The 8,298-nt window shown below is 74.3% G+C and carries 3 protein-coding genes; all 3 read right to left on the bottom strand.

The window, feature by feature from the left end; all coding sequences use genetic code 11:
• Positions 1-7,331 (bottom strand): EndoU domain-containing protein (locus tag ACFXAM_RS36145; RefSeq protein WP_380297862.1); only part of this gene is annotated, 7,331 nt, incomplete at its 3' end.
• Between the two features lie 58 nt (positions 7,332-7,389).
• On the bottom strand, positions 7,390-7,704 hold the full coding sequence (locus ACFXAM_RS36140; RefSeq protein ID WP_380297861.1) for a hypothetical protein: 315 nt from the start codon (positions 7,702-7,704) through the stop codon (positions 7,390-7,392).
• Positions 7,697-8,140: a YbaB/EbfC family nucleoid-associated protein gene (locus ACFXAM_RS36135; protein ID WP_380297859.1), complete on the bottom strand. Its 444-nt coding sequence runs from the start codon at positions 8,138-8,140 to the stop codon at positions 7,697-7,699. The genes ACFXAM_RS36140 and ACFXAM_RS36135 overlap by 8 nt, the downstream gene beginning before the upstream one ends.
• Positions 8,141-8,298: the final 158 nt, after the last annotated feature.

Genomic DNA, 8,298 nt, shown 5'->3' with positions numbered 1-8,298 from the left:
CCGGTCCACCGGTGACGGCTGCCGCCCAGGTGCACGATGTCATTGGTGCCCAGGGCGTGCAGGTACGCCTGCTCCGCCGCGTACACCGCGTCCTCGCTGGTCCAGTTGCGCGGGAACATCCGGCGCCGGCCGCTGCCGGGAACGATCAGGTCGTCCGCGGCCGCCGAGACCGCGTCCAGCCGCCGGGGCCTCGGCAGGGTCGAGACACCCTCCCCCGAGAAGTCGGCCACCACCACACCGTTGCGCTCCACCCGCAGCACCCGCCCCGGCCCCGTCCGGTCCGAACCCGCCGGAGGCAGCAGATGGCCACCCGGGTTACGGGTGTCACCGAACGTCGACGTCTGCAGGGCGTCCCGCCCGAAGGCGGCCCGACGCGGCAGGTCACCCCGCACCGGCGCCCCCGCCCCCGGACCCGTCTCCGGACCGAAGGCGTCCTCGATCGCCCGGCCCAGCTCCCGCAGGTGCCGCGGCGCGAGCGCGTCGGGCACGACGGTCCCGTCCGACATGAGCCCCGCGTCCTGGTCGAACCGGACCCGCCCGCGGGTCCGCGTGGCGCTGCCCATCAGGCTGGCGTCGGCCGTGACCGGCCGGGGGTGGATCGGGTCCTCGACGACGACGGTGTCGCCGTTCCCGTCGGTCCCCTCCTCGCGGACGCGCCGCTCCCGGTACTCGTCGGGCAGGCCGAGCAGATGGCCGAACTCGTGCGCCAGGGTCCGTTCGGTGCTGCCCAGGTGCCACTCGTCCTGGGCCTCGCGCCCGGTCCCCTCCAGGACCTCGACCCGGTGGTGCGCCCGGTCGGCGTCGACGAACTCGACCCGGGTGACCAGGACGTCGCCGTTCGGCAGCCGGTGCCCGGTGTTGTAGTAGCGGTCGATCCCGCGCTGTGCGCGTTCCTGCAGCTCCTGGACGGCCCGGTCACGGTCCGGGGTGTGCGGCAGGCCCGCGGCGTCGAGGTGGATCCGCACCACGAGCTCGACCGCCGGGCGGCCGTCCACCAGGACGCCGCGGGCGACCTGGAAACGGCGCAGGAAGGTGGAGTCGCTGAGGTGGCGCGCCGGGTCGGCGGGCGGGCGGACCTCGACCGGCTCGCGGAGCTCGGCGAACCGCAGGTCCGGTGCCGGTGCCTCGTCGGCCGGGCGCACCCGGCGCGGCGGCTGCGGCAGGGGCTGGTCGAGGTCCATCTGCCCGGTGGCCGGGTGGGCGTCGTCGAAGGTGCCGTCCCACTCCATCGACTCGTCCTCGGCGATGAGGTCCAGGGTGTCCGCGCGGGACACCTCGGACATCGCGTCGTCGGCCTCCTCGGAGCCGTCCTCGGAGTCCTCGTCCTCGCCGCGTCGCGAGGAGGTGTCGGAGTCCTCCTCCGACCCGGGGTCGTGCGGCGCGCGGCGGGGCTGTTCCGCACCACCGGCGGGGGCCTTGGGCCGGCGGGTGCCGCGCTCGGGCACCGGCACGTCGAGCTGGGCGGGCGGGGTGTGGCCGTCCCGGACCGAGAAGTCGGTGACCTTGCCGTCCGCGTCCCGCAGCACGGTGATCTCGACGCCGGCGAAGACCACCGTGCCGCGGGTGCCGCCGTCGTCGAGAGCCGTGTCGTCGCCGAGCCTGCGGCCCTTGTGCACGGCGTGGCGCTGTTCCTGGGCCGTCCACTGCGCGGGCAGGCCGCGCCCGGCGTCGGCGCTCAGGTGCGGGCTGAACGCGTCGTCGGGCACCGTGCCGGGCGGCATGCCGGAGGTGACGGCCGGACGCCTGCCGGTCCCGGGCAGCCCGGGCTCGGTGAGCGGCGCGGACCTCGGCGCGTCCGGCGGCAGGACGACACCGGGCTGCTCGTCCGCCGGACGGTGCGCCACGTGCCGGCCGTCGCGGGTGATCCCCTCGATCCGGACGCCCTCGCCGATGCCGGTCCAGTGGACCGCGCCGTCGACGACGCGGTCGCCCGCCCGGTCGCGGGCCGTGTAGGCCGCGTCGACGGCCCGGAGGACCAGCGCGGGCCGCCAGTTCTCCGGGTAGAAGGTGTTGAGCGGGTGGTCCGCGCGCTTGAACCAGCGTGAGTCGAACGCCGCCATCGGGGCGGCCGGGTTCACCGCCGGGTCGAGGTACCAGACGGTGGCGCGGTAGGTCCCGTTGGGGTGGACCGACGTGTGGGCGCCGATCCTGACGCCCATCCGCCGGCCGGCCAGCTGCCCGTCGGGCGAGGCCGACCCCACGGCCCCGGACTGGCTCGGCGGCTGGTGGTGGACGCCGCTCAGGGTCCGGCGGTCGCCGTAGCGCAGCACGTCCGCGGCCCGCTGGTCGAAGGTGTCGGGCTGCGGGTGCCAGGGCAGGTGCGGGGCGGGGCCGAGTCCGCCCTGGTCGTCGGACGGCTTGAAGGCGACGATCTCCGCCACTCGGACCGGGCCGCGGGAGCCCTGCTCGGTGCGGACCTCGATCCGCCCGTCGATCCGCACCCCGCCGTACTCGCCGGTCCACGTCCAGGAGTTCGGACCGGACTCGGTGAACGCCCCGTCGCCCCGGCGGCGGGCGTGCTGGTAGGCCTGCTCGGCCGCGTAGGTCGCGTCGTCGGCCGACCAGTGCTCGGGGAACATGGTGCGCCCGCGGGCCCGGACCGCCGCCGACACGTCCAGCTCGCCCGCCAGCCGGTGCTGACCGGCGCCCACGCCGTCGGCCGGGCCGCCGAGGACCCGGAAGGTGCCGTTGCGGTTCTCCGAGCCCGGGATCCTGGTCGGCCGCGGATCGCCGGAGCCGGGCGGCGGGAACAGGTGGCCCCCGCCGTCGCGTCCGCCGCCCGGCAGCCGCATGCTGTCGCGGTTCAGGCTGCCGTGCAGCGCGATGCGCCGGGCGTCCGGGTTCATCCGGGGCCGCGGCGGGTGGGTGCTCTCCGGACCGGGCCCCCGGTCGGCGCCGAAGACCTGGTCGATCACGCCGCCCAGGTGCCGCAGGTTGCGGGCGCGCAGCACCGGCTGCGGGTGGGTGGTGACCGGGCCGCCGGGCAGGTTGTCCATATCGATGACGGGCCGGTCGAAGCCGTCGCGGATGTAGGAGCCCAGCAGCCCGCCGTCGAGGTAGACCGGGCGGAACTTGGCGCCGTCGGAGCGCTCGCGGTACTCGTCCGCCAGCCCCAGCATGTGGCCGACCTCGTGGGCGGCGACGACGGCCGAGGTGTTCAGGCCCCAGGTCCGGTGGTCCGCGCGGTCCTGCTGGGCGTGGACCTGCACGGTGTGGTGCGCCTTGGCCGGGTCGGTGACGAACTCGACCCGCACCCGCAGGCGGTCGCCGCTGGGCAGCCGCTGGCCGATGTCGTAGACCTCCGAGACCCCGGTCCGGGTCCGCTTGACCAGTTCCTTGAAGCGCTTCGCGGTGTCCTGGTCCGTGAGGTCCAGCGCCGAGGTGTCCAGGTGCACCCGGACGGTGACCTGCGACTCGGTGTCGCCGTCGGCGAGCCTGATCCGGCTCACCAGGAAGCGCTGCAGCACCCGCTCGTCCATGGTCCGTTCGAGGGCGTCCCGGGGCGGGCGGACCCGGTGGGTCCCGAGCACCTGGTGCTGTTCCGGCCGGGGCGCGGCCAGCTGGTCGGGCATCCGCTGGTCCGGCCGGCCCCAGAAGTCGGTGATGAGCCCGTTCTCCACCCGCACCGTGAGCTTCACCCCGGCGAAGGTGCCGTGACGCAGCTCGGGCGCGGTGCTGCCGCCGGGCGGCACCGGTCCGGCCGGGACGCGGTGCGCCGAGCCCGCGACGACGCTCGCGGCGTAGCGGGCCTCGTCGGCGGTCCACTCGCGCGGCAGGTGGCGGCCCCGGGTCGGGTCGTCCCACACCGACGGCTCGAACAGCGGCTTCCGGCCGGCGAGCATCCGCGGGCCGCCGGTGACGGTCTCCGGGGGCGGGGGCGCCTGCTGCTTCAGTGCGGCGAGGGTCGCGGCCGGCCCGTCGGCGTCGGCCCGCTCGTGCAGCCGCGGCACGGCCTGCCGGAGGGTCGGGTCCTGGCCGGGGGCGAGGCGGACCTCGACGGCGTCGCCGTCCTGGGTGAACTCCAGCCGGAGGCGGGTGCGGGCCCCGCCCTCCCCCGGTCCGGCCGCGAACTCCGAGGCGGCCCGCTCCAGCCGCGCCCGGGCGCGCAGCAGCTCCTGCTGCGTCATCTGCTCGCCGCCCACCAGCTTGACCCGGGCGGTGACTTCGAGGCTCTCCGCCCCGTCGTGCATGAGGTCGCGGCGGACCCGCACCGGCCCGAGGCCGGGCGGGCGCACCTCCTCGCCGCGGCTCGCCGTCAGTGTTCCCGGGGCGTCGTAGCGGGGGTTCTGGAGCGACTGGTACGGGGCCGGGCGGTGGCCGAGGAAGCCGCCGTCCGGCAGGTACATGCCCTCGATCCAGACGCCGCCCGACCGGCCCAGCCGGTAGTGGACGCCGTTCGCCTCCCGCTGGAGGATCGGGTCGGCGAGCGCGGTGGTGACGTGGTGCCGGAGCTGGGTCGCGGTCCAGCCCTTGGGGTAGTAGACGGCGCCGGGGTCGAGTACGGAGCGGCTCCACCGCGAGGGGAACGCCGAGGCCGGCGCGCCCGGCCGGACGGCGGCGTCCAGCTCCGCCCGGTGGACGCGGACCGTGCCGTTGGGCAGCACCTCCTGCCACTGGCCGCTCGCGGGGGCCGGCGGGCGGCGCGGGGCGCCCCGGAAGGTGCCGTCCGGTTCGGCGGGGTGCCAGGGGTTGTCCGGGCCGGACCGGAGCGGCGGCGCCGGGGTTTCCTGCGCGACCGGGGCGTCCGGGGCGGCCGCGGCGGTGTCGCCGGCGGGGGTGGGCGGCGGCACGGGTACGTCGGCGTCCGGCTGCGGCTGCGGCGCCCTCGGGTTGGCGCGCTCGCCCGGGGCGGGGGCGGTCTCGTCGCCGACGGGGGTCCGGGGCGGCGCGGCGTCGTCGGTCGCCCGGCTCGGCGGGGTGTCCTGGCCGAGCAGCGCCGAGGCCAGGCTCGTGGTCGGCCGGGGGGCCGGGGGCGCCGGTTCCTGCACCGCGTGGCGGCCGGACCCGTCGGTGCCGGCGGGAAGGTCCTGGGCGGTGCGGTGCGGGACCGCGTGGTCGGTGGGGGCGGTGGGGACGCGTGCGGAGGAGGTCGCGGTGGCGGTCCGCTCGGTGGTGGTCCGCTCGGTGGTGGCCTCGTCCGTCGTGCCGGTCCGCCGGCGGGGGGCGGTCGCCGCGTCGCCCGAGGACTCCGTCGACACCGGGGGCACCGTGCCCGTGCGGCCCGGGGTGCTCCGCTTCGGCGCCTCCGGGGCCCTCTGGTCGGCGGACTTCTGCTCCGGTGCCTTCTGCTCCTGCGCCTTCGGGTCCGGCGCCTTCGGGTCCGGCGCCTTCTGCTCCTGCGGCGTGTGCCCCGGCGTCCTCTGCTCGGACTCCTGCGTCGGCGGCTTGGGCGCGACGGACGGTGCGTCGTCGTCCGACTGGACCTTCACGGGCGCCCCGGCACGCTCCTCGCGCGCCGTCGGCAGGTCCTCGGTGCCGTGGCCGACGGTCCGGGTGAGCGACTCCTGCAGCGCGGCGAGATCGCGGGCGCGCTCGTCCGCCACGAAATCGACGTAGGGCAGCAACTGCTGCATCCACTCGGCGACCTCGGGGTCGGCCGGCGGGGTCCTGACGTCGATGCCCGAGGCGTGCGACAGACCCTTCGCGACGTCGTCCAGCGAGTTGATGCGCAGACCCCTGGCGAACTCGAAGGCCTCCGGGTGACCCATCCGGGGCACCGGGAACGGCACGATCTTGCCCGACGCCATGCTGGCGATCGCGGCGAAGCTGATCGGGTGGTAGAGGGGGAAGTACTTGGACGCCCCCTGCTCGACGGCCTTGAACTGGGTCCGCTGGACCAGGTCGGCGTAGCCGTGCATCAGCGGCGCCGCGCCGAGGTGCATGACGTGGCCCATCATCGCGGTCATCATGCCGCCGACGAAGCTGCCCGCGGTGACGGTGAACTCGTGGTTCTCGCCGAAGATGAGGTTGTAGAAGCCCTCGCTGAGCACGTTCTGGGTGCCGGACTGGATGTAGTTGCCGAGCCCCAGGCCGAGCTGGAACATCTTGTTGCCCTGCGTCAGACCGTCGGCGAGGTCCGGCAGGTGCTTGCCCAGGGCACTGACCTGATGGGCGGTCAGACCCTTGGCGACGTCCTGCTTGAGGACGGTGTCCAGCGCCTCGGCGAGGCCCTCGCTGGCCGCGCCCCTGAGCGGGACGGTCTGCCGCGCCTTGCCCACCCACTTCTCGGCGAACTTCTCGCCCAGCTCGCGGCCGAGCGCCGCGGCCTCCTTCTTCCCGAGCTGCTCGCCCAGGTGCTTGACGAAGGTCTTCTCCATCTCCTTGACGAAGGTGTCGCCGAGCGAGCCCTTGGTGGTCTTGCCGAAGCCCGCCTGGAGCTGCTCGGTGGAGGCCTCCATGAGGTTGCCGAGGTCCCGGGCGAAGGCGCGGGCCTGCGTCTTCTTCAGGGCCTCGTCGGCGAGGCCCTTGGAGGTCTCCTTGCCGATCGCGCCGAGCGCGCCCTTCTCGCCGGACGCCGCGGCCGCCTCGGCGGCGGTCTTCAGCGTCCCCTTGAGGCTCTTCAGCTCGCCGTCCACCAGGTAGTCGCTGAGCTTGTCCGCGAGCAGCCGGCCACCGCTCTTGCCCAGCAGGCGGCCCAGCAGCTTGCCCAGGCCCAGGCCCAGCAGGTCGAGCGGCCCGCCGAGGACACCGCCGATGACGCCGAACAGCACCGCCTGCTTGGTGTACTCCTTGTCGATCTCCTTGCGGTTGCCCTGGCCGATCTGGAGGTTCTGGATGATGCCGTCCATCAGCAGACCGCCGACGACGCCCGAGAAGGTGTGCATCGCGATCGTCTTCAGCAGGTACTTCATCAGGGCCGTCAACGCGGCCTTGGTGAGCAGCTTCTTGAGCACCAGCCCGGAGAGGCTGGTGCCGAAGCTGAACGGCGCCCAGAAGATCGCCAGCGCGATCTCGACCAGCAGCTGCACCAGCTGGGCGATGGCCATCCACTTGGTGTACTCGACCGCGTTGGCCACGTCCCCGGCGCAGTCCGCCAGCGCCTTGGCGGTCTTGCCGGCCGCCGACACGTAGTCGTCCCCGCCGGTCCGGCCGATGAACGAGTTCATCTGGTACGCGAACGAGGTGGCGGCCTGGCCCTTGAACTGCCGGGCGCAGGAGACCGCGACCCGCTCGATCAGCGCCCGCAGCTCGGGCATCTCCTTGGCCAGCTGCTCGTAGGCGTCCCGGACCTCGCGCAGGTCCCCCTCACGGATCTCCGGCCAGGGCATGCCGGTGATGATCGTGAAGAACCGTGCGGTCGATTCGTTGACCTCGATCGAGGAGTGGGCCACGGGGACTGCCTGCCGTTTCCGGTCGGTGCGCGGGGTCGGGCCGTCGGCTGCGGGTGGATCAGAAGCCGTTGGCGAGGTCGCGGGCGTGGTCGCCCGCCTTGTCGAGGGTGTCGGCCAGGAGTTCGCCGTTCTCGCCGACCGAGGACAGCGTGCTGCCGATCCGCACGATCAGCTCGTAGAGGTTCTTGGTGCCGTCGTCGACCTGGCCGTGGTACTGCTTGCCGATCTCGTCGTTGCCGCCCACCCGCAGGTTGATCTCATTGATGTGGGTCGCCTCGGTGTTGAGCTGGGTGACGAAGTCCTTCAGCTCGAAGAACTCGGCGAAGCTCTTCTTGAGCATCGCCGTCTTCGCGGTGGTCCCCGAGTCAGCCACGGAACTCCTCCTGCCGGCCCGGCCTCGCCTTCTTCCTCTCCTCGTCCTCGTGGCCCGGGCGCATCGCCCAGAGCGGTGCGAGGATCTCGTCGAGCTCGCTGCCGCCGGTCATCGACAGCCGCAGCGTCTCGCCGATCCCGTCGAACCGGGAGATGCGCTCGGCGACCTGCCGGCCGACGTCGGCCCGGGCCTCGTTGAGCACGTCGGTGAGGACCTTGGCAAGCTCGGCGGGGGCCATGTCGCGGTAGTCGTTGGTGTGGAAGGTCATCGAGACGACCTGGCCCTGCGAGCCGACCTTGACGGTGACCATGCGGTCCTTGGAGGTGACCGAGCCGGTGAGCTCGTTCATCTCCTGCTGCATGGCCTCGGCCCTGGCCAGCTCGGTCTGCATGTCCGCCATCGCCTGCGCGATCTGGTCCGCGAACGGGTTGCTCATGTGCTGTTCCTCGTCTCCGCTCCTCGGGTGCCGGCCACCGGTGGCCGGGTGGCCCGCCGCCCCCCGGGGGGGGGGGGGGGGGGGGCCCCCGCCCGGCGTGCCCCAGCCGAAGCGCCCTGCCCCGCCCCGGGAAGGGGGGACCCCACAAAAGAGGGCAC

The organism is Kitasatospora sp. NPDC059462 (genome assembly GCF_042749955.1).
In the GTDB taxonomy this organism is placed as follows: Bacteria; Actinomycetota; Actinomycetes; order Streptomycetales; family Streptomycetaceae; genus Kitasatospora.
Note: the sequence above shows the minus strand (reverse complement) of the source record. Positions and strands in the feature narration are given on the sequence as shown.